Origin of the sequence: Zunongwangia sp. HGR-M22, from assembly GCF_027594425.1 — a bacterium.
GTDB lineage: Bacteria > Bacteroidota > Bacteroidia > Flavobacteriales > Flavobacteriaceae > Zunongwangia.
Genome location: NZ_CP115159.1, coordinates 3,119,996 through 3,142,694 on the forward strand (window position 1 = coordinate 3,119,996; position 22,699 = coordinate 3,142,694).

Genomic DNA, 22,699 nt, shown 5'->3' on the forward strand with positions numbered 1-22,699 from the left:
GGTTTTCTATTATTGTTTTTTAAATCTGATGGCCGCCCCACCGCTCTCACCAAGCTGCAATGTTAGGCTATCACCAGCGCTTACTTTTTTCTTATGAATAGCAACTGCGGTTGGATTGTTTTCCTGCCCGGTGCCCGGTGCATCTGCATAAATTTGAGCTTCGTAAGTTGCTCCTTCATCAAGAAAATCAAGTGTAATTTCTAAAGCTCTGGATTCTTCGTTGGTAATACTTCCTAAATACCAATCCTCGCTAGCTATATCTTTTCTTGCTGTAGTGATATATTTTCCAATTTCGCCATTTAGAACTTTAGTATCCTCCCAATCGGTAGGAACATCGGTTAGAAATTGGAAAGCAGGTTTGTCTATATAATTTTCAGGAAGATCGGCAAGCATTTGCAATGGAGAATATAGAACTACCATTAATGCTAACTGCTTAGCGGTAGTACTATGCACTCTTCTACCGGGGTAACCTTGTTTTACTTCTACATCGAAAACTGCAGGCGTAAAATCCATTGGTCCCGCAAGTAAGCGTGTAAAAGGTAGGATTGCAGTATGCGATGGCGGATTACCATCACTCCACGCATTGTACTCCTGTCCTCTGGCACCTTCACGCGCCATCATATTTGGATATGTTCTACGCTCACCGGTATCTTTTATAGGTTCGTGGAAATAAACTTCCAGTCCATATTCCGCAGCCTTTTTCACCACATATCTAAAATAATTCACGCCATACTGGCCATGATGCCATTCTTTCATATTCAGCTTAGAACCTACATGACCAATTTTTACGGTGTGAATTCCTCGTTCTTTATATAAAGCAAAAGCTGAATCTATCTGACTCAAATAATTCGCAAGATTAGATCCTGTTTCGTGATAACCAACGATCTCTACTCCATTTTCAGCAGCATAATCGGTAACCTCTTTAAGGTCAAAATCATCAGCGTCTTTAGTAAAACTAAACTGATGCATTGCATTTTCGTACCAAGAAGGTGTCCAGCCTTTATTCCATCCTTCAATTAAAAGATGGTCTATTCCTAACTTATTAGAATACTCTACATACTCCTTTGCATTTTTTGTGGTCGCACCTTGCTTTTCTCCCTCCCAAAAGCTGAATTTCCCAATATGCATACCCCACCAGATTCCTAAATATTTAAAGGTCTTTATCCAACTAGTATCTGCTATTGCATTAGGCTCATTTAAATTTAGAATCAAATAACTTGTAATTAAATCTGTAGGTTTAGAAGCTATTTGCAAAGTTCTCCATGGCGTTGTAAAAGATTTGGTAGTTCTTACTTTTACTCCATCTGCCCATGGCACTAAATCGGTTTTAAGCGTAGTGCCGCCAGTATGAGCCAAAGTAGTGCTAGCAAAATCTACAAGATTAGCTTCATGAAAACTGATAGCCAATCCACTCTCACTCTCAATAGTTAACGGCGTATGAACAGTATCTAGTGTACTTACTTTAGAATCTGTAAATAGATTCTCATAGCGTTGCTCATCGTAAGCAGGAATCCACCACGCCTTGCCATCATCGGCTAGCTGAAACGTGGTAAGCTCGTCCATTATAAAAATACTGTCTTTGATACCTTGCTCTGGGAAGACATACCTAAATGCAATACCATCATCAAAAGCACGAAATTCAATATCTAATTTCCGCTGTTTTTCAGCCTTTTCTTTTAAATGAACTGTAAGCTGATTATAGTGATTTCTAATCTCATGCTTTTCTCCCCATACTTGTTCCCAGGTTTCATCTTCTGAAGATTCCTCGACATCAATAATCTCTAGGTTATGCTGAAGGCTATCGCCATCTTTAAACACAAAGCCCATTTCTGAAGGTAAAATAACTTTGGTTTCACCATGATTCACGGCATATTTCGGGGAATTTCCGTCTAAACTGAAGGTTATACTATTCTTACCTTCTGGAGAATCTAAAGTATAAGATTCTTTTTTTTCTTGTGACGTACAGCTGAGAAATAGCAAGTTTACCGCAATAATAAGGGGTATTTTATTATACATTTTGAATGGATTTATATCTTAATTTTTTATTACGGAATTCATCTAATATCAGTTGAAGACTGTAAGTAAGATTTAAGGTTTTCGGGATTATTTTATTATTGTTTCTGTTTTGAAATTGATTTTATCTGATAAAGAAGTTTGCTTCAGCTTAAATGAATTTCCATCTTTTTCAACAGAAATATTTTCTAATTTTTCTCCCTCAGGCAAATAAAGTTTTCCCTTGGCTGAATTGGTTTCTTTATCTGCAAACACCTGAAGTTCTAACTGTGTCCAGTCCATATCTTTAGTAGATTGCGCTAGTTTGATATGCGGTAAAATGGTACCGTTTTTAACTAAAGCTATTATCGGAATATCACCAGCCTCGATCGTGTGCCATCCACCTTGATAAATTTTATGCGTTTGATAATCTATCCAGGTACCTTTTGGCAAATACACCTCTCTGGAAGTTTCTTCTTCAAATAAAGGAGCCACCAGCATGCTTTCGCCAAATAAATATTCGTTATCAATAAGCCAAGATCCCGCATCATTGGGATATTCTACAAATAATGCTCTCATCATTGGAAGTCCTTTTTCTGAACTTTCTTTAGCCTGTGCGTAGATATAAGGCATAAGTTTGTACCTCATATTATCTGCGTTTCTAAAATCTTTCAAGAAACTTTTACTATATTCCCAAGGCTCTGTAGGTGGCTCGCCGTGACTTCTTACATGGGAAGATAACATCCCAAATGGTGTCCATCTTCTGTAAATATTTTCAGGAGATTTGGTTACAAAACCACCAACATCATGACTCCAAAAGCTAAAACCACTAAGTCCTAAAGACAAACCACCTCTTAAGGTTGCAGACATCGCTGAATTTGTAGTGGCAGCATCGCCCCCCCAATGTAAAGGATAACGTTGGCTCCCCGCCCAGGTGCTTCTTGCCCAGATTAGTGTATAGCCATTAATTTTTTTAGTAATTTCTGCAACTGCTTTGTTGTAGCGTAATGGGAATAAATTGTGTTCGTAAAAACCAGTTCTTCCAGAATGATAGATACCGCTATAAGGTGCTGCTTCTCCAAAATCTACTTTAAAAACACTTACACCAAGATCTAGCAAATGTTTCAGTTTTCCCTGATACCATTCTACGGTTTCAGGATTCGAAAAATCTAGTATTGCATCTTCGTAAGGGATATTTCCTTTCCGATCTTTAACCGCATAATCATTATCCACGATTTCATTAAACAGAGTGTTTTTTGGCGTGAAATATGGTAATTGCCATAGGCTTACATGAAAACCATCCTCCTTCATATCTGCCATCATGGCTTTAGGATCATCAAAACGTTCTTTGGCAAATTCATAATTATTTCTCCAATCAACATCAAACCACCCCGTATCGAAGTGGATTACATCACTTGGTATTTCATAATCTCTTAAGTTTTTAGCTACTTCACGCCCTTCTTTTTCAGAAAAATATGTAATTCTACTCATCCAAAAACCAAATGACCAAAGTGGTGGCATTGCGGCTTTACCTGTAAGATCTGTATATTCATCCAAAATATCTTTAGGGTCTCCCAGGAAGAAAAATAAATCTGCAACATCATCACCTAGCATCATCTTATTTGCTGCATTAAAATACTTTCCAAAATCTACCGTAATCGGAGAGGAAGTATGCATAAATACCCCATAACCTCGACTACTCATGTAGAAAGGAATTGGTTTGTACATCGTTTCGTTCTGTACTCCATTAGCATCATCGGTATACAAAATAACTTTTTGCCCTCGTTTATTGAACTGGGTAAAAGATTCCCCACATCCAAATATTTTCTCATCTGGTTGAAGGCTGAAAACCGGACTAAAACTTCTGGAATAATCGCTGTTTCTTCTTACAAAGGAAAAAGGCAGCACAGGTGTGTACGTATTTTGAACATCTGAATTATGTAACGTACTGGTTAATAGCTTCCCTTTTTCATCATAGATATTTACGTGCCATGGTTTCGCAATAATTTCTACTTTACCGTGCTCACTTTTAAATTGATGTCCTTTGTCAATTTTAGAATAATTCCATAATTCAGGATGATTTGCGGCAGTACCGTCAACCAGCATTAGTGAAGTTTCAGGTTGATTAAATTGCGGACCGGAAGTCATTTTTAAGCGAACTGTACGATCTGAAACAAACTGAATTTCAAAAGGAAGTTCAGGCGCTTCTGCGTATTCTGTAGAAGGAAATTCATTTGCAGCAACGGTATCTGGCTTCATCAACATATTATTGAATGCCTGCCGAGTTTGATACTCGTAACGATTATATTTTAAAGTTCCTTTCCCTGTTTTCGGATTAAAATCCATCAACTCATCAGCGAAATAAAAAGTATTCTGATAGTTTTCAAAATCCTTACTTACATCTACGGGTTCGTTCAAAACATCGGTATTCTGAACTTGTGAAAATCCCAAAGAACTAATACCTAATGCTACCGATAGCATTATCTTAAAAGGACTAGGGTAATTTTTAAACGTTTTAAAGATCATTGAGTACACTATTTATTTTTCGATTGTATGATTACTGAAGTTTTTTCTAAACCTTCAGCAGTTGCAGTTAATTTTAATTCTCCAGCTTCTTCATAAGATTTTATGATAACTAGGCATTTTCCGTTTAGAGCGGTATGCTCGGTTCCTTTAAAAGATTGATGATTCGTGGGATCGCCGCTGGCAACTCCATAAATTTCTCCAGCCCCCTCTAAGCTGAAGGATATGTTATGATTCGCTTTAGGAACCATGTTGCCTTGTTTATCGTTAATGGTTACCGTAACAAATGATAAGTCTTTACCATCTGCTTTTATTGTTTTTCGATCTGGCGATAGCACTAATTTTTCCGCGCTACCAGCAGTTTCGATAATGGTTTCTTTGACGATTTTTCCATCTTTTCTAGAAACCGCTTTTAGCGTTCCTGGTTGAAAAGGGAAACGCCACATTACATGAAGATCGTCTTCTTTCTTCCGTTTAGTTCCTTTGGACTCTCCATTTAAAAACAATTCAACTTCATCTGCATTATTATAATAAGCCCAAACATCTACAGTTTGTCCTTTCTCCCAATTCCAATGCGGTAAAATATGAAGAACGGTATCTTTAGACCACTCACTCTTATACATATAATACACATCTTTAGGAAAACCCGCTAGATCAATAACTCCGAAATAAGAACTTCTGGAAGGCCACTCATAAGGTGTAGGCTCTCCTAGATAATCAAAGCCTGTCCAGATATAAAATCCAGAAAGGAAATCATTCTTTTTAATGATTTTCCAACTGGTTTCGTGCAACGATCCCCAAGGTGTACGTACCTGATCGAACGCAGAAACTGTATTATCTTTATTACCACCAGTAAACTTTTTATCCCAGCGTACCGGCCAGATTTTAGTAGTATCTGAAGGAAATTCATAATAGCCTCTAGTTTGTAAACCAGAAGTGGTTTCAGTAGCAATAAATGCTGTGTTTGGAAAATTTAGTTGATGTTTCTCCCAGGTTTGATGTGCATAGTTATAACCTATAATATCTAAAGCTCCAGAGCCTGCAAGCGAATTAGGTTGATCTTTGGTTTCTTCAAATTGTATGGTAACCTCTTCATCAGATACATGTACTGGTGGATTCATCCCTGCAGTAACTGGTCTTGTGGTATCCATGCTCTTTACCATTTCAGATAACTCATTACCTATTTTAGCACCTTCTTCACTCCATTGTTCCTGAATTTCGTTACCGATACTCCACATAAAAACACTTGCATGATTACGATCTCTTTTAATTAGATCTCTTAAATCTTTCTCGTGCCATTCTTCCCAATATTGGCTATAATCATTTTCAGTTTTAGGTTTAGTCCACATATCAAATGCTTCGTCCATTACGATAAATCCCATTTGATCACACAAATCAAGTAATTCTGGAGCCGGTGGATTGTGCGCAGTACGTATACCGTTAACGCCCATTTCTTTCAGAATTTCTAACTGGCGTTCTATAGCGCGGGTGTTAATTGCTGCTCCTAATGGTCCTAGATCGTGATGGAGACAGACACCTCGAATTTTTAAGGATTTTCCATTTAAGATAAAACCCTTTTCTAAGTCAAATTTAAAATCGCGGATCCCAAATTTAGTTTCGTAGCGGTCTAAAACTTCTTCTCCCTGAATTATATTTACTTGCGCCGTATATAGGAAAGGCTTATCTACAGACCATAATTTTGGATTTGTAATCGTAAGCTGCTCTTCTATTTCATTCTCCTTATTTGAAGATATCTGAAATTCTGAACCTTTGGTATTAGTGATAAGCTTATCATCTTCCAAAATTTTTATTTCTACGGAAATATCTTTTTTCGTTGAAAATTGGTTTGCAATTTGAGTTTTGATATTTACAATGGCCTTTTCATTATTGATTTCAGGAGTGGTCACAAAGGTTCCCCATTGTGGAACGTGTACTTTATTCAACTTTTTAAGCCACACATTTCTATAAATACCGCTACCCGAATACCATCTGGAATTTGGCTGATCTTTATTATCTGCTTTTACCAAAATAATATTCTCTTCCTCTCCAAATTTTAAATATCTGGTAATATCATATTCAAAACCGATATATCCATTAGGCCGTTTACCAAGATTGGTTCCGTTGATCCAAACCTCACTATTCTGATAAACTCCATCGAATTGAATTTTGAATACAGAAGAACTATCCTTAATTGAAATTGCAAAGCTTTTTTTGTACAAGCCAACACCTCCACGAAGGGCTCCACCTCCTACACCTGTAGGACTATTTTTATCAAAATCTTTATAAATACTCCAATCATGTGGTAGGTAGACATCTTCCCAACTATCTGATTCTAATATCTTTTTGACATTGGTTATATCGTCATTCTGTTGAAATTGCCATCCTTCTGTAAATAAGACTTTACGATCCTCAAAATCAGATGTTGTAACCTGACTATTACAAGAAAGAAAAGACAATGAGAATAAAATAAATATTCCAACAGAGAAGTAACGAGTAATGTACTGTTTCAAAGCAATCATAGTTAATTTATAGAAAACCGGTAGATGTTGTTGCTATCGGTTTATTGATATCTATTCTTTTGGCCTGTAGTGGAAAACGATCTGAGCCATGCCTTCTCCAGTTCTGGATTGATCACGAACTACTGATAATCTTAACGAATTGTTTGAAATCTCAACTACATTTACAGAAGTCCAGTTACTCACATCTCCATAATAATCACCTCCGTAAAGTAACTCTACACCACCATTGAATCTTATTCTGTGATTATCGATGTTATAATTAAAAGTTCCTGCCGAACTTGTTTGGCTATCAGAGTTTAATGCTGTTTGTGTTACAGATACATTGTAACCACCATCAAGATTAAATGAAATCTCTCCCCAATCTTTATTTTCCATTACCCATTCGTTACCAGCATAATCTGGAAACCAGTTCCAATAATCTGCTCCGCTTTCGTTATGGGGGTAGTCCAAACCTGCCCATCCAATAGGGCTAGCCATATCTAAAACCCAGGTTTTACCTTCAACACCATTGGTTAGCATTGCCCACTCGTCTGCGCTAAAATATTCTTCATCATTTGATGATACTTCTACATTAACAGGATCGGCTTCAACTGGACCACCTTTTGTGTAAGCGGTATAGTAAACATTGTAAGTACCCGCAAAAGGAAGGGTAATACTTAGACTATCCTCATTAGATGTACCTATTTCATTTCCTTCGGAATCGGTATAACTCCAGTAGGAAATAAAGTTTGACTCCATACTACGAAGATGTATCTCATTGTCATTTCCATTAGCCTGAGTTACCATGAAATTTAGCTGATCACCTTCTAATGCTACTTCTGGAAAGCTATATTCATCCTGGCAAGAAGCCAGCAACAAACCGAATATTGCAAGTACTATGTAATTAATATTTTTCATAATTTTTTGAATTTAAATTAGAATTACCAACCTGGATTTTGCTCTATTGCACCATTAGATAAAAGAATTTGAGATTGGGGGATTGGAAACCATCCATTAGTTTCAGTTCTAAAAGTCACATCGAATTGTGCACCGTCACCAGAATTATCAATCGCTTGCTTTGCACGATCTAATCCCCAACGAATAAGGTCGAAATAGCGTTTTCCTTCTAAAGCAAGCTCTAGCCTTCTCTCTTCCATTATATTTTCTTTGGTTACAGCTATAGAATGATCATCGTCTTGAAATGCTCTTGCTCTTACCCGGTCTAAACAATCCTTCGCAAATCCCTGATCGCTATCCATATTTAATTCCGCAGCCATTAATAGGACATCTGAAAAACGGATCACTGCAAAATCTTCGTAACCATCAATTTGAATATCACCTCCATTTGCTGCTACTACTGCTTCCCCAGCTTCATTGGTAATAGGTGCATATTTCTTCCAGGATAATCCTGTATGCTGGCGTTGACTTCGAACATCGTTATCAAATTCAAGTCCTTCTTCTTCGTAGTTAATTATCGTAGCATCACGTCTGGTATCACCTATTTGATAAGCATCGTATAATTCAGGATTAACCGGAGCACCTCCCCAACCATAAGCGTATGGGCCCAAATTACTTCCTCGAGTTGCAATATTTACCTGAAAGCGATTTCCTTCGTTAAGTCCCCAGTCTCCATTACCGGAACCATTAAATCGAATTGCCCAAACCATCTCAGCATTACCTTCTCCTACGTAATTTTCCATAGAAGAAGCGAGCCAAAGTCTTGAGAAATCTTCAATTAGTTCGTGACCACTATTATTTACAACATCATTAATGTATGTTGTTGCTTCTTGTTTAGAAACAACTCCGGCCAAATCTGAAGTTTCGTAATAATCGGTATAGAATAAAAATGTTTTAGCTAGATAAGCTTCAGCTGCCCATTTTGTAACTCTACCGTAATCGGCACTATTATTTAAGCTGTAATTGTCGTCGCTTAGATTATCTGCGGCAAATTTAAAATCTTCGGCTATCAGTGCGTAGGTTTCTTCTGCAGGAGCTCGTGGACTTTCAAATTCTTCTGGACTCAAAGAATGATCTAAAGGCACAATTTCTCCAAACATTCTAGCAAGCTCAAAATGATAATGTGCTCTTAAAAATCTCGCTTCTGCTTCGTATTGCGTTCTTAGGTCTTCATTTCCTGTCCAATCGATACCGTCCAGATTTTCAAGTACGATGTTAGCTCTATAAATACCCATATAACAAATTTCCCAAACAGGACGATTCATCTCTAAATCAGATCCATATTCAAAACGATCCCATTCTAAAGAAACCTGATTATCGGCTGTACCGAAACCTCCGAAGCAATTGTCTGAAGCAATTTCTGAAACCATCAAGAATCCTCCATAACCTTCTCGTTGCAAAACATCGTAAGCTGCAACTAAACCTTCGAAAGCATCCTCTGGAGTTTTATAAAAATTATCTTCAGTTCTTTCAGTATAAGGACTGTTTTCTATAAAATCATCAGAACAGGAAGCCATAATCCCTAATGTAGCTATCCCTAATATCTTTATATACTTTTTCATTTTTTTATCTTTTAGAAATTCACATTTAAGCCTACCATGTAAGTTCTAGGTTGTGGATAATATCCTACATCTATCCCTCTAGCCCATGATTGATTAGCATTTCCGAATCCGATTTCAGGATCCATTCCTTTATAGTTTGTAAATGTGTACAAGTTGTTGCTTGTCACGTATATACGGAATCTTGAAAAGGCATCAAGTTGATCGGTAAGTTTGGTTAAATCTACACCTAGATTCACTGTTTTGATTCTCAAGAAATCGGCATCTTCTACGTAAAGATCAGAGAAGCGGGTATAATTTCCGTTTGAAGTTGTTCCCCAGGTTGTTCTTGGTAATGTGTTAGAACTACCTTCTCCTGTCCAACGATTTACAATTTCTGTAGTATAATTATTAAACGGTCTTGAATAATCTCTTACCCCGTAAACATTTTGGAAACCTGCCATACCGTAAGTGTAAACAGAGAAATCAAAAGCTTTGTACTGTAATTGCACATTAAAACCAAAGTTTATATCTGGATTTGGATTTCCAATTTCAGTTTTATCATCCTGATTAATGCGGCCGTCGCCATTTAAATCTACAAATCTCACATCACCGGGTTGAGCGTTTGGTTGAATTAAAGCTCCGTTTTGAGCGTATTGCTGAATCTCATCTTCATTCTGAAAAATCCCGTCGGTTTTTAAACCGTAGAAATAACCAATTGGATGCCCAACTTCAACTCTATTCATCTCGTCCAATCCCTGAAAAAGTAAATTACTATCTCCATGAATTATGCCTTCAGAATTCGCAATTCTTAGAACTTCATTCTTATTATAAGAAATATTACCGTTTACAGTAAGGCTCCAATCTTCACCTAAATCGGTGTTGTAACTAGCACTAAATTCTACCCCTTCGTTACGAATATCACCACCATTGATAAAAGGAGCATTCGCTCCGGCGATAAGAGGTACAGAAGCTTGTACTAACCAATCTTTCGTTTCCTTACGATAATAATCGAAGGTTACGTTTATATCTGAAAATATTCTAGCATCAAAACCAAGGTCAAACTGTTCTGAAGTTTCCCATTTAAGGTCTGGATTCGATAAATCGTCTGGACTGGATCCTACCTCTAACGGCATCTCGTTATCACCAGTACCAAAATGGTAATTTTTGTTATAAGAACTAATTGTAGAAATATAAGCAAACTGCTGGCTAAATTGATCATTACCATTTTGTCCCCAACTTCCTCTTAATTTAAGAGAATTTATAAAAGAATTATCCGGGAAAAAATTCTCTCTATCGATATTCCAACCTACAGAAAATGCAGGGAAATAGGCGTATTTATTGTTACTACCGAACTCAGAAGAACCATCTCTTCTTAATGTTGCTGTAAATAAATATTTGCTGTCATAATCGTATAATAATCTTGTAAAATAAGACTGAATACTGTAATCTACTCTTTGCCCGCTTACAGAATTTTGAATTTGATCTGTAGCATTAGATAGATAAGCATGCTCAAAATCATTGAAGGTTAGATCTCTTCCGGTAGCCGATTGACCTTCGTAAATATTTTGTCTTGCCGAAGTACCTAAAAGAATATCAATATTATGAACATCTGCTAATGTAGTTTGATAATTCAAGGTGTTTTCCCAAATCCAAGAAATCGATTTGTTCGCGCTTTGAGTAACTTGAGAAGTATTATTATACGCTACACTTGAAAGCTCATAAATTGGATTAAAAGCTCTATACGTGTTGTCATTAATATCTGCTCCAAAACTAGTTCTAAAGGTAAAGTCACTATGAGAAACTTCAGCAAAAATATTACCTACTGCTCTATTCGTTTTGCTTTCATTAAAGTTACCGTAATAAAGTGAGCCTAATGGATTTGTAATATCAGAGCTAATATCTGAACCTGCATAATCTCCGTTTTCATCATAAACCGGCATTGTAGGCGGAGCATTCAAAAACCCTCTTATATTATTACTATAAATTCCGGCATCAGACACCCCTTTATTATATTCATTTGCGAAAGAGAAATTTTCTCCGATTTTCAAATGATCTTCAATTATCTCATAAGTGATGTTATTATTGAAAGTAATACGATCGTATTGTGACTGATCGGTTTGGCTACCAATAATTCCTTCCTGTCCATAATAAGAAAGTCCTGTAGAATAATTTACTTTTTCAGTTCCTCCTGAAATCAATACTGAATGATTTTGTTTGATGGCACCATTATTAAACAATTCGTCTTGCCAATCTGTATTTGCCGCATTATTCAACTCTTCCTGAGTATAAAGCGGAGCATATCCTGAATTTACTCGGGCTTCATTCATAATTAATCCATATTCCCGGCTATCCAATAAATCAAGGGTTCTGGCTACTTCCTGAAAACCTACATAACTATTCACAGAAACACTAGTTACACCTTCCTTACCTTTTTTAGTAGTTACCAGTACTACACCATTAGCAGCACGAGCCCCATAAATAGAAGCAGCGGAAGCATCCTTAAGAATATCTACTCGTTCTATTATTGAAGGGTCCAAATACCCAATACCGTTTTCTACCACAACTCCATCTACAACATATAAAGGAGAATTATTACCAGCAGTTCCTACACCTCTAATATTTACGGTCATATTAGCCCCAGGTTGCCCTGAAGTTGAAGTAATATTTACTCCAGAAGTTTGTCCTTGCAAAGCACTTGTTGCATCTATACTCGCAGTTTGTATTAAATCTTCAGATTCTACCATAGATGTGGCAGCGGTAGATACTTTTTTACGCTGCGTACCATAACCAACTACTACAATTTCATCTAACTCTGATGTTGACACTTGTAGACTCACATTTATTTCAGTTTGATTTCCAACACTAAGTGTTTGAGTTTCGAAACCGATGTAGCTAAATGATAAACTTTCTTTAGATGAAGCCTCTATTTGATAATTACCATCAAAATCTGTAGTAGTACCTCTACTGGTTCCTTCTATAATAACACTAACTCCGGGAATCGGCATTCCGTCATCAGCGGAGGTGACCACACCTGTGATTTCCTTTTCTTGTGCCCAAACAGTAAACATGCTGCACATAAAAAAAATCGTAGCTAAGAAATAAGGTTTTAACCTCATTTTAAAAATAGTTTGTTGTTTCATATACACTTCTTTAATAAGAAATTCTTAAAATTACCCTGAGTTTTATTCCAATTCAAAAATTAATAGCTCATAATATGGATATACATTAAACTAAAACGTTATCGTAATGACTGCGAAATTATCGAATAGAAGCTCTGTTCTAGGGTATCAAATCGTTTTATAAGGGGATAATATGTTTTCAGGTTCGATCACAAACCGCTGAAACACTGCAGCGAGCAAATTTTAACAATTGGACAATTTGATTTTATATATAAAATTGAAAATATTTTTTCATGAAAAATCAGAATAGGCAAATTATATTAAAATTTTATCTATCAATGTTGCTTTTTATATACTGAAGGCAACATTTTGTATTTTTTCTTGAAATTTTTTGTAAAGTACTTTGGATTATTGAAACCTGTCTGAAAAGCTATTTCTGAAATAGTAAGTTGGCTATGTTTCAATAGTTCCTTTCCCTTTTCTAATCTGATATCGGTTATAAGCTCTAAAGGAGATTTCTCAAAAAGGCTCATCGATTTATTGTATAAAAACGATCGGCTTACTCCAATATCGGAAGCTAATTGCTTCACGGTAAAATCTGGATCTTGATATTTCTTTTTCACAAGCTGAAGCACTTTACGCATCAATTTTTCATCTTCACTCTCAACTTGTACCCGGTTCACAACATCCGGTAATTCTATTTTTTTACGATAGGCCTCTTGAAATGATTTTCGCTGCTGTATAAGGTTTTCTATTCTCGATTTTAAAACTTCTACTTTAAAAGGCTTCGTCACATAATCATTGGCTCCTGCCTTTAAACCTACCAATTTATAATCTTCATTTTGATTTCCCGATAATAATATAAAAGGGATATGCTTAGTACGAGAATCATTTCTAATTTTTAAACATAGATCTGTACCTTTCATTCCAGGCATTTCCCAGTCGCAAACGATTAGATCTGGTATTATGGACAGTGTTTTCTTCCATCCTGTTTCAGCATCTGTAGCTATAAAAATATTGTATTGTTCTTTTAACTCTTGCCCTAAATAATTTAAAAATTCTCGGGAATCATCTATGATCAATACGGTAGGGAGATTATCATCCTGTCCTATTATTTTATTGGTGTTTTTCTGAAAACTGTTAGACATTTCTTTTTCAGGTATCTCCTGCAATGGCAATTTGATAGTAAAGCTTGTTCCTTTACCTGGTTCACTAACACATGAAATTTTCCCAATATATAACTTCACATATTCCTTTACCAAGGCTAAACCAATGCCACTACCTGTTTTATTAATATCAGTCTTTAGATTTGCTTTATAAAACCGATCAAAAATATGTTCTTGATCTCTTTCAGCAATTCCTACTCCAGTATCTTCAACTTCAATAATTACCCATTTTTTATTCTCTTTCGAACTATTTGAGAGTGATCCCTGAACATCTAAATAAACACTGATTTTCCCTCCTTTCGGTGTAAATTTAACTGCATTTGATAATAAATTATAAATGATCTTATCCAGTTTATCCAGATCGAATACGGTATAAAATGTTTTTTGTTTACTATGAAAATTGAGCTTGATACCACGATTTTCTGCATACTCCCTAAAATCGGTAACGATATCGTCTATAAATTCAACAATATTCGCTTTTGAAGAATTAAGAAGTGTATCATTCTTGACGTTACCTAAATCCAGAATTTGATTTATCAAGTTTAGTAAACGCTGAGCATTATCGTTGATCGTATCAATTTGTTCCTTTACATGAGTACCTAAATGTTGCTGTTCTTTCAGTTTTGAAATTGGAGATAAAATCATTGAAAGCGGCGTTTTAAACTCATGACTAATATTCGTAAAAAATCTAATTTTCATTAGATCCATTTTGTGTAAATGGTCTGCTTCTTGCTTTTCCTGTCTTATTTCGAAACTACGTTGTTGCTTTTTAATAATTCTTCTTCGAGCAAAGTACAATAAGCTTAAAATGAATACTACATAGAGTATATAAGCGTAAATGGTTTTATAAAAAGGAGGCAAAATCGTTATCCTCAACTGCTTCCCTTCCCTATTCCAAACCTGATCATTATTAGAAGCCTGGACTACAAAAGTATACTCACCGGGATCGATATTGGTATAGGATGCTGTTCTTTGCGAACTTCTTAAGTTTTGCCATCCATTATCTACACCAATTAATTTGTAGCGATAACTATTTTTGGAAGGCTGAAAGAAATCTAAAGCAGCAAATTCAATCGAAAAGAAATTCTGATTATGCTTCAGCGTAATTGCTTCAGTTTCATGTAAAGGTTTTTCTAAAATGGTTCTTTTTTTTACAATTTCACCTGCTTTAATTTCCTGGTTAAATAAGTTGAATTTAGTAAAAATGATCTCCGGTTGTTCCTGATTATATTTAAATTCTTGCGGTTTGAAGACATTATAACCATGCAAACCACCAACTAAAATTTCACCCTCACTATTTTTAAAAATAGAATTCTCATTAAAGAGATTGCCCTGTAAACCATCAAGATCATTATATATTTTGAAATTGGAATCGATTTTACTCTTTAAAGAATCTCGATTACCTTTCTTCAATTGTGCAATACCGAAAGAAGAAGTTATCCATAGATCTTTTTCGTTATCTTCAACAATACCAATAATTTTCTCGCCGGGTAAACCGTCCTTTTTTCCGTAGTGATAAAAAACTTTTTCTTGGTGATTATACAAATTTAATCCCTGCTGTGATCCTACCCAGATATGATTATCATCGTCTTTATAAATGGCTAAAATGTTATTATCACTTAAACTCGACATATCATCTGGTCGATGCGTTAAATGATTGACAGTTCCCTTTTCTTTATTTATGACATCTACGCCGTTAGAAGTTCCTATCCAAATTTGACCATACTGGTCTTCTGCAATAGAAGATATATAATTTGCATGGATTGGAAACTTGCCTCCTCCATCATATGAATGTATAAAACGATTTCGCTCTTCATCATAAATATCAACACCACCGGTTAAAGTACCTATCCATATTTTACCGGTAGAATCTTCAAAAAGCTCCCAAATGTTATCCCCTGCAATAGTCGTACTATCTTTAGGATTACTACGGAAATGTTTAAAACCATTCTTAGTCATTAAATTTAAACCTCCCAAATAAGTTCCTATCCACAACCGGTCTTTACTATCATATAACATACTAACCACTACATCACTGGAAATACTGGTTGGATCGTCTGGATTGTTTTGATATTGTATATATTTCCCTGTTTTTTTATTCAATTCAATTAAACCACCGCCATTAGTACCGATGAATAGATTACCTGCTTTGTCTTCAGCAAAAACATTTACATCATTAAAAGGTAAACTTTCGGGATCAGACAGTATTTTCTTTTGTAAAGGAAAACGTATGATATTAGGATGATAATAATCAATTCCGTTTTTAAAGGTACCCACCCACATTATTCCTTTATCATCGCAATAGAGTGAAGTAATACTGTTCTGGGATAAAGAGTTTCCAATTTCTGGATTATTTTTAATATATTTTACAGACAGTTCTTTGGGATTAATCACATTAATTCCACCTAAATCTGATCCTATCCAAATATTACCTTCGGCATCTTTTTCAATATCACTAACCAGATTGGTACTTAGCTGAATCTGTCCTGAATCTTTTGTAAAATTGAACAATTTTGCCTCTCTATATTTAAAATAAAAAACACCATAATCCTCAAAAAGATGAATCCAAAGATCTCCTTTGTCATCGCTTATCATTCTAAAATCATGGTAAGTATTATTGAATTTCTTTTGAAGTTGATCGAATTCCGCTATAAGGGAAAGCTTCTCTGAGTTAAGCCGATGAATCAAACCATTTTTAAAGATTATAAATAAACTACCAGCCTCTTGTGCTACCACAGAAGAGATTTCTAAATCTTTCTTTTTTAAAAGGGCATTATATTCATCTGATACAAAAACCTTTTTGCTGTTGCGATCATACCTAGTTATCTCATTTTCCTCATGAATAAACAAAAAAATATCGCCCTCTATTTCCACAATATCTCTTATAGGCTTACCAGAAACCCCTAATTTATTCAGAATCTCGGTTTGATCTGCAGTAAAACTTTCAGAAACAGGATCAAATATATTGATACCTTCCGGCGTTTTGCACCATATAAGACCTAAAGGCCCACTAAAAACTCTCCTGAAATGTCTTGATTGAATGGCTGATGCATTCGAAGTTTTAGGACTGTAAAGATCAAATTCGTAACCATCGTAACGATTTAATCCAGAAGTTGTCGCAATCCATAGAAAACCCTTGTTCTCCTTATAAAAATCATTAACTACTCCAGGTGAAAGACCGTCGATGACGCCTTTATGAGAAAATCTATATCTTGAATCTAATGCATCTAGAACATTACCTGACTGGGACAAGCAGGTAGGAGAAAAACAAAACAGAAGAAAAAATAAGAAGAAAACACCTCTCATTATTGATTTTAATTTTATTATGAAATTAGAAAATTAAAAGATTGAACGTTATGAATTTATAAGATAAAAGCTTGAATAAAAGTTAAATGCTAAGGCAAAAAATGATATCAATAAAATTATAATGTTTAGATTTAAAGATACTATGTACAAATGAAATTCAAACGATTTCTTTTCTCTTAAAATCTAATAGTTTAAATGACTACAAGTTTAATTTATTTTTATATTGTAGCCAAATATGGATTGTAAATTAAAAATTTCTATTGCAAAAAGGCTATGAATAACAGTCAATATGGATCGCCATACAGATCATATAAATTAAAGATAAGCATTTAGCTCTTTTATCGAATTTTAATGTTGATGTTTTTAGAAGCTTCCAATTATAAAATTGTGCCGTTTTGAATATAAAATAATATAAGTAAATGATCTTTTATAAGTAGTCATTTTTAATTGAATATCATATTTTAGAAGGCACTTTATGTAATTTCCTAAAGAAAAAATTCAAATCAAATGAGAAATCTCAGTATTTACATTATACTATTTTTAATTAGCATTAATGCTATCGCAAATGTTAGCCTACCCAGTATATTTTCAGACAACATGGTATTACAAAGAAACAGCGATATTATAATTTGGGGATGGGCTGATCCTGGTGAAGAAATTAAGCTTGTTGCTTCTTGGAATCCTAACGATACCCTTACCACAACCACGAACAGGCATGCGCAATGGAAACTGATCCTAAAAACAACCGATACTAAACAACCAGTTTCTTTAGACATTTTTGGCTACAATCATGTACAAATTAAAAATGTATTATTAGGAGAAGTTTGGCTGGCTTCCGGACAATCGAATATGGAATGGAGCGCTTCTGCCGGAATAGTTGGTGATAGCTTAGCTATTAAAAATGCAACCAATAAAAACATTCGCTTTTTTAGAGTTCCCAAACGTACTGCAGAAACTGCACAAATCGATATCGATGCTACTTGGCAAGTTAACAGCCCGGAAAACATGCAGTATTTTAGTGCTATCGCCTATTTTTTTGCTGAAAAATTAACAAACGAATTAGACGTTCCGGTTGGAATTATCGGGTCGTATTGGGGCGGAACACCTGCAGAAGTTTGGATCCCGTCTGAAGCTTTTAAAAAAGATTCGACTTTGGCGCAAGGAACTAAATATTTACCGCAAGAAAAATGGTGGCCTACTGAGCCTGCTTATAGCTTTAATGCTATGATTGCACCTCTCATTCCTTTTAAAATATCCGGTGTTTTGTGGTATCAGGGCGAAAGTAATACAGAGAATACTGGTTATTATAAAAATGCATTTACGACTTTAATTCAGTCTTGGCGAAAGCAATGGAACGATAATTTCCCTTTTTATTATGCACAAATTGCACCTTATAATTATGGAGAAGATCATGATACCGGCGTGCAAATTCGAAATATACAGCGTGAAGTTTTAAAACTAGCCAATACAGCAATGATACCAACGGGAGATTTAGGAAATTTAGAAGATATCCATCCGAGAGATAAAAAACCGGTAGGTGAACGTTTTGCGAATATCGCTTTACAACAAAAATATCATCAATTTTCAGGAGAAGTATATGGGCCTTTAGTAGAAAATGCAAATCTGAAAAAGAATAAAATCATCCTTAATTTTTCGCATTCCGAAGGATTGAATTTTAAAAATTCAGACCGTCAATTTGAAGTTGCCGGAGAAAATAAAGAGTTTGAAACGGTAAAAGCAAGCATTAAAAACAATACGGTTATTCTGAGATCTTCTATTAAGAATCCGCTTTATGTTCGTTATGCCTGGAAAAATGCGATTGTTCCTAATCTTTATAATAAAGCTAATTTACCAGCTTCTAGTTTTGAGATTAAAATAGACTGATTTCTTCAAAAAAATTAGTCGTCAAACTATATAATATTAACTTATTTACAATGAAAAACCCTCGTTTGCAAACGAGGGTTTTTAGTTTATGCTAAAAGCAAATACTACTCTTTAATAGTAAATTCTTTTTTTAAATCAGCTTCAGAGCTTCCACCAACAAAAACTGAAAATTCTCCGGGTTCTACTTTATAATTTCCTTCAGCATCATAAAAACCAAGTTCTTTTTCGGTTAACGTAAACTGAATGGTTTTTGATTCCCCTTTTTCTAAAGTTACTAATTCAAATCCTTTTAATTCTTTTATGGGCCTAATTATACTAGCGTATTTATCGTGGATATAGAGTTGCACCACTTCTTTACCATCATAATTACCGGTATTGGTAACGGTGACGCTTACTTTTATTTCATCTGAAGATTTAATGGATTCTTTATTCAATTTTAAATCTGCATATTCAAAAGTGGTGTAACTCAATCCAAATCCGAAAGGATATAATGGCGAATTTTCTTCATCGATATATTTTGACCAAAATACTTGCTCTTGTCCTGGTGCAGGATCTACCGGCCTTCCGGTATTTCTTTTGTTATAATAAATAGGAATTTGCCCGACGCTTCTCGGGAAAGTCATTGGAAGCTTTCCACTTGGGTTATAATCGCCATATAAAACCTGAGCAATCGCATTTCCGCTTTCAGTTCCCAATTGCCATGCTTCTACAATAGCAGGAATATGCGCTGCAGCCCAATCGATCACCAACGGTCGACCGTTATTTAAAACAAGTACGATGTTTTTATTCACTTCGTACACTTTTTCTAGCAATTCTTGTTGTACGCCTGATAAACCTAATTCGGTTCTACTTCTTCCCTCTCCGGTTTGGAAACCATGCTCACCAAGTACCATTACAACTACGTCAGCGTTTTTAGCCGTTTCTATAGCTTCATCAAAATCACTTTTATTAGACGTATTTACATGTAATTCTTTGGTAAATTGTGGATCGTTAGTAATTAAATCAGCTCCTTTTGCGTAGGTAATATTATTTCCCTTATACGCTCTCATCCCTTCTAAAAAACTAACTGCCGTATGATCGTCTGATCCTAAACGCCAGCTTCCTAGCGGACTATTATCATCTTCTGCTAACGGTCCGATTACGGCTATATTCTGATTTTTCTTTTGAAGTGGTAAAAGCTTGTTTTCATTCTTCAATAATACAATCGATTTTTTTGCCATATCTAATACCGCTTCACGATTTTCTTTACTACCTATAATAGTTCTTTCCCGTTCTTCATCGCAATATCGATATGGATCTTCAAACAATCCTAATTCAAATTTCACACGTAGAATTCTTCTCACAGCATCGTCTAAAACTTCTTCATCGATAGTTCCATTAGCTACCAATTCTTCTAAAGCTTCGTTATACACATAGCCTTCCATATCCATATCGGTTCCGGCTGTCATGGCTCGTAAAGCGGCTTCTTTTTTATCTTTAGCATAACCCCAGGTAATCATCTCTTCAATAGAAGCCCAATCGGATACCACAAATCCGTTGAAATCCCATTCATCCTTTAACACATCATGCAATAAATATTTATTTGCAGTAACCGGGAGGCCGTTCCATTCATTAAAACCATTCATTAAAGTGCGTGTTCCTGCTTCTACAGCTGCTTTAAAAGGTGGTAATACCACGTTATGTAAAGTGACTGCGCTAAAATCGGCTTTATTATATTCTCTTCCCGCTTCTGCAAACCCATATCCTGCAAAATGTTTTGCACAGGCCGCGATAGTTAATGGATCGGCGAGATTTTCTCCCTGAAATCCAGTTACGCGAGCAGCAGCAATTTTGCTTCCTAAAAACGGATCTTCTCCTCCGCCTTCCATTACTCTACCCCAGCGCGGATCTCTAGAAATATCGACCATCGGAGCAAACGTCCAGTTGATTCCGGAAGCTGCTGCTTCTGAAGCGGCAACTTGAGCTGATTTTTTAATGGCTTCCAAATCCCAGCTGGCGGCTTCAGCCAACGGAATTGGACTTAGGGTTTTATACCCGTGAATAACATCGAAACCAATAATTAACGGAATACCCAACCTACTTTCTTCAACTGCAATCTTTTGTACCGCTCTCACTTCTTTAACTCCGCGAACACTTAACATGGAACCTACCCTTCCATTTTTTAGGTCTTCATATTTTTTGGCTTCGTTAGTACCGTTAGGCGCCGGGCCTGTTACATCCCAAAATCCGTTATATTGCACGGTTTGACCAACTTTTTCTTCCAGCGTCATTAAGCTGAGTAGCGAATCGACTTTTGTTGTTATTTCTTCTTCGGAAAGTTTCATTGATGATGGAGTTTGTGCATGTGCAGTAAAACTTATAGCTGCGATAAAAATAGGAGTTGTTATCGATTTTAATTTCATGGCTTACTTTTTAGAAAAGATTGTGTTATACTCTTTTAGCATTTTTAAAGTAGAAGTATCTTCAGCAAAAACGGAATTTAAACCTTGAGGTTCTTGTGGAGGATCGGCTGTAAAATCATCTCCTTTTTCCCATTTAGCTTGCCCAGAAATTGTTTTGGCAATTCCGGCAAATCCCCAAAAATTGAGTCCGCTTAACTCATTTTTATTTTTAAAACTTGCTTTTAATTCTTCTAATATCGATTTATAAAACCGATCACGATAGTTTACCGAAGAACCTCTCTCTAAACTTTCGCCATCACGAGGAAATCCAAATTCAGAAAGTACCAAAGGTTTTTGAAGTTGTTTTGCTACTTTTTTATGCTCTTCAATATAATCATGTGCATTTTTTATAGACGTTTGTAAGGTAGCTTCTTCATTATCTTTATTGTACCAACCCCAATTTTTTGGCCACATGTGAGCTGTTAAATAATCGATTTTATCGGTAGCATGTAAGTTTTTATAGGTTTCTAAATCTTGCAGATAACTCGCTTTTCCTTCAGCGCCCGTAGAAATTAAAGTATTCGGATCTAATGAATCCATATAATTTACAGTTTCTGATAACCAGGATGCAAAAGGCTCGCGGTCTTCTTCAGAAAAAATTCTTGGTTCGTTAGCTACTTGCCAAGACATAATGGTATTATCGTCGGTATACACCAATCCGTTAACCGAATTGGTTCTCGTCATTATAAATTTAATGTGTTTTTTAAAAGCTTCTTGACAAGGTTTGCACGTGTGAAATTGCTGTGTATACGCAAAATATTCCGGCCAGGTATATTCTTCTAAAAATGGATTAGGAACATCTCCGTAACCATTCCAGCGTAAATATGTAGACATTCCACCAGACCAAATCCAGTTATTATTTAAATATAAAACCGCATACATATTACGCTTACGCATTTCGTTCAATAAAAAATCAAGCCCTTCTAACAAATCCTGATTATACTTTCCTTGCTCGTACTGTAAAGCCGGTTTTACCTGAGAATCTTCTATTCCTCCTTCACCACCAACTAAAATTCGCAAATTATCAACCCCTAAACTATCCAGCATATCCAGCTCTTTAATTAACCGATCCCGATCACCAATATTAGGTGCCGCAATTAAAGGCCCGTACCAGTAATTAGCGCCTACAAAGTAGTATGGTTTATTGCCTTGATAAAATTGGCCGTTTTTAACGCTTATCGGTTTTACGCTTTGGCACGAATAGCAAACAATACAAAGTATACATATTGAAAAGAGTCGTTTTATCATGATAATTTTAGTTAGGGTATTTTT

The 22,699-nt window shown here is 35.6% G+C and carries 10 protein-coding genes; 1 reads left to right on the top strand and 9 read right to left on the bottom strand.

The genetic code is table 11. The features are described from left to right. Nucleotides 1–9 precede the first annotated feature (9 nt). The 7 genes from PBT91_RS13550 to PBT91_RS13580 form a co-directional block, all read right to left on the bottom strand. Complete coding sequence (locus PBT91_RS13550) at nucleotides 10–2,016, bottom strand: glycoside hydrolase family 97 protein (protein ID WP_270058998.1); 2,007 nt, start codon at nucleotides 2,014–2,016, stop codon at nucleotides 10–12. A gap of 87 nt (nucleotides 2,017–2,103) precedes the next feature. Next, a complete protein-coding gene (locus tag PBT91_RS13555; RefSeq protein WP_270061466.1) occupies nucleotides 2,104–4,473 on the bottom strand; it encodes a glycoside hydrolase family 31 protein in 2,370 nt (789 codons plus the stop codon). 53 nt (nucleotides 4,474–4,526) lie between these two features. Next, entirely contained in the window at nucleotides 4,527–7,034 is a 2,508-nt protein-coding gene (gene galB, locus PBT91_RS13560) for a beta-galactosidase GalB (protein WP_270058999.1), read from the bottom strand. 51 nt (nucleotides 7,035–7,085) lie between these two features. Continuing rightward, nucleotides 7,086–7,931: a hypothetical protein gene (locus PBT91_RS13565; RefSeq protein ID WP_270059000.1), complete on the bottom strand. Its 846-nt coding sequence runs from the start codon at nucleotides 7,929–7,931 to the stop codon at nucleotides 7,086–7,088. Between the two features lie 23 nt (nucleotides 7,932–7,954). After that, complete coding sequence (locus PBT91_RS13570; protein ID WP_270059001.1) at nucleotides 7,955–9,532, bottom strand: RagB/SusD family nutrient uptake outer membrane protein; 1,578 nt, start codon at nucleotides 9,530–9,532, stop codon at nucleotides 7,955–7,957. 11 nt (nucleotides 9,533–9,543) lie between these two features. Next, on the bottom strand, nucleotides 9,544–12,651 hold the full coding sequence (locus tag PBT91_RS13575) for a SusC/RagA family TonB-linked outer membrane protein (protein ID WP_270059002.1): 3,108 nt from the start codon (nucleotides 12,649–12,651) through the stop codon (nucleotides 9,544–9,546). Between the two features lie 314 nt (nucleotides 12,652–12,965). Continuing rightward, nucleotides 12,966–17,048 carry a two-component regulator propeller domain-containing protein gene (locus PBT91_RS13580; protein WP_270059003.1) on the bottom strand — a complete coding sequence of 1,361 codons (4,083 nt, stop codon included), beginning with the start codon at nucleotides 17,046–17,048 and terminating at the stop codon, nucleotides 12,966–12,968. A 561-nt stretch (nucleotides 17,049–17,609) separates the two neighbouring features. On the opposite strand from PBT91_RS13580, the gene PBT91_RS13585 reads away from it, so the two are divergent. After that, on the top strand, nucleotides 17,610–18,986 hold the full coding sequence (locus PBT91_RS13585) for a sialate O-acetylesterase (RefSeq protein WP_270059004.1): 1,377 nt from the start codon (nucleotides 17,610–17,612) through the stop codon (nucleotides 18,984–18,986). 104 nt (nucleotides 18,987–19,090) lie between these two features. On the opposite strand, the gene bglX is transcribed toward PBT91_RS13585, so the two are convergent. Further along, entirely contained in the window at nucleotides 19,091–21,388 is a 2,298-nt protein-coding gene (gene bglX / locus PBT91_RS13590) for a beta-glucosidase BglX (protein ID WP_443089626.1), read from the bottom strand. A gap of 3 nt (nucleotides 21,389–21,391) precedes the next feature. After that, nucleotides 21,392–22,675: a glycoside hydrolase 5 family protein gene (locus tag PBT91_RS13595; protein ID WP_270059005.1), complete on the bottom strand. Its 1,284-nt coding sequence runs from the start codon at nucleotides 22,673–22,675 to the stop codon at nucleotides 21,392–21,394. Nucleotides 22,676–22,699: the final 24 nt, after the last annotated feature.